We start from the raw sequence: 2,353 nt of genomic DNA on the forward strand, positions 1-2,353 counted from the left end.
AGCGATGCATCCTGGCGAAATGAATGGGGGTGCGGTTCCGCCGGAAATGTTCCAAGGGCAGCAGACGGCCCGATGCGAAGCTGCGAGACGGCCTGCCGAAGCGGCGCCCCGCTTCCGGAATTGACCTGGCCGCCCGCCTGAATGTCCGCTGGTCAATGCGCTGACCTGCATGGACATTGGTGCGGGCGGCTCCGGCCAATGATCGCTTGTGGTGGCCGGAGCGTGGTGGTTGTGTGGTCGGCACGGCGAACCGGGGAACATCACTGAACAGGCGGGAAGCCATTATGCGCGTTCGGCAGCATCCGAATCACGAGCGCGCGAATCCGGTTCCGGCGCCATCGGCCACCCCATGGGGAATCGAAGGGCGTCTTCGTTCCGCTGGGGGTTGGACGAAGGCGCCCTTCGCCGCTCAGCGCACCACCCGCCAGTCGAAGAAAACGGGGTGCAGCGCGTTCTCCGGGAAGAACAACCTCCCGGATTCGTCGACCATCTTCCACGCGATCTTGCAGCGGCCCGGTTCGTCGCCCGCGTTCACCGGGACCGCCACCCGCACCGTGTCGCCCGGCCGCACGTCCGGGATCCACACCCGCTTCGGCGCGGTGCAGGCGGAATCGCCGATGGGCGGTCCGGCCTGCTCGAGGTATCGGCCGGACCACGGCACGTCACCTGCGTTGCGCAGGTCCCAGGTCTTGACGAAACTCCTGCCCGCCTGGACCGGGCTGTCGTCGAGCAGGTTCTCGTCGACCATCAACGAGTTGTCGCCGGGAATGGGCCGCTGCGGTTCGGAAAGGAAATACGTGGCGGCGGCGATGGCCGCGACGGTCACGACGACGGCGGTTCCGGCCGGGAGCAAGGCGCGGCGGAACCGTTCGTGGGCAGCGGGACGGCCGGTCGGAGGTTCGGGGGAGTCCGGGGTTTCGCGGGCGGCCGCGCTGCCTGCGGGCGCTGCTTCTCCGGAGGGCGCTGCTTCTTCGAGGGAAGCTGCGCCTTCGGGAGACGCGGCATTTCCGGAGAACGCTGCTTGTTCGGAGAACGCGGTTTCTCCGGACAACGCGGTTTCTCCGGACAACGCTGCGCCTTCGGAGATCGTGGCGCCTTCGGGAGACGCGACGTCCTCGCCGGGCGCTGGAACGGAGTCCGGGACGCCGGTCGGTGTGCCGTTGACCGTTCCGCGGGTGCCCGCGGCCGCGGACTCCGCGCCGGCCGTCCCGTTCGCTCCGCTCGCGAGACCGCTCGAGTGCGCGCCGGGGATGCTCGCTGCGGCGTCCTCGCGCGCCCGCTCCCAACGCAGTGACCACTCGCGGCGAGTCGCGCCCGCGTCCTCGCCGAGCACACCGACCGCGAGGCTGCGCACGAACTCCCAAGTGGTCTCCCACGAAGGCAGGTCCTGGCCGCGCGCAGCCGACGACAACGCGGATTTCGACGCGGCCGCGCCGAAATCGCCCCGCATCCGATCGTAGGAGGGATCTCCGGCCGCTTCCTTCAGCTCGCACAGCCGGTGCGCGAACGCGGCGACCGGACCGGTCGCCGGGTCCGGGCGCAGCTGCTTGCGGCCGCGTTTGCCGGGAGTGCACGGTTCGCTCATCGGCCGCGTCCGCGGCCGCACGTGGTGCCGGACATGGAACCTGTGTTTAGCACGGCGCCGCTCGGCGTCGGCGCGGCGATCGGGTGATTGCGCCGCACGATCCGGCAAACCGCGCGAACGGTCCAGCGCCTTGCGCCGCAGGCCGAGCGCGTGGCCCCGGGAACCGCGCGCTCAGAACCTGTCTTTGAACTTGGTGGTCCGGGTGTGCCCAGGCGGCATACGTCAGAAATCGATCCCGCAGCGAGAAGACCGCTGAGGTTCCGCTACCCGGACACCTCCGCACAACAAGTTCAAAGACAGGCACTCAGACGTCGGTCACTCCGCGAAGGGCGCTTCGGGATCCATGTACGGAGCGTTCGGCGGAGCCGGGCCTTCCGTCGCCGGGACGCGATACGTGGTCGTGCTCGGTTCCGTCGTCGTCGAGGTCGGACCGGGCATGTCCGAGGTCGGAGCGGGCGTCCGCGAGGTCGGCCGGGAGACGGTCGGCTCCGGCGAGGTCGCCTCGGGCCCGGTCGTCGTCCGGCCGGACGTGGTCGGTGGCGGTGCAGGCGACGGCGCCGGACCCTCCGTGCGGCTGGACGTGCCGGTGCTCGGCGGACTCGTCGGCGGCGCACTCGTCGCATACTCTGTTGTCCGGTATTTTCTGGGGTATTGATCATGGCAAAAAGATCCGGAAAAAAACAGGACAGAAAAGACGCCGGTTCTGTAAAGCAGAGAATGCGTACGATCATCGTGCGGATCGCCGTGATCCTGATCATTCTCGCGATG

The 2,353-nt window shown here is 68.8% G+C and carries 2 protein-coding genes; one reads left to right on the top strand and one right to left on the bottom strand.

Annotation, left to right across the window (positions count from 1 at the left end; translation table 11 throughout):
• Positions 1–409: 409 nt before the first annotated feature.
• Entirely contained in the window at positions 410–1,585 is a 1,176-nt protein-coding gene (locus tag IJH84_RS29110) for an NBR1-Ig-like domain-containing protein (protein WP_295151280.1), read from the bottom strand.
• A 343-nt stretch (positions 1,586–1,928) separates the two neighbouring features.
• Between IJH84_RS29110 and IJH84_RS29115 the strand changes: the two genes are divergently transcribed.
• On the top strand, positions 1,929–2,240 hold the full coding sequence (locus tag IJH84_RS29115; RefSeq protein ID WP_295151282.1) for a hypothetical protein: 312 nt from the start codon (positions 1,929–1,931) through the stop codon (positions 2,238–2,240).
• Positions 2,241–2,353: the final 113 nt, after the last annotated feature.

It is taken from the genome of Saccharopolyspora sp., assembly GCF_017434145.1.
In the GTDB taxonomy this organism is placed as follows: domain Bacteria; phylum Actinomycetota; class Actinomycetes; order Mycobacteriales; family Pseudonocardiaceae; genus Saccharopolyspora_C; species Saccharopolyspora_C galaxeae.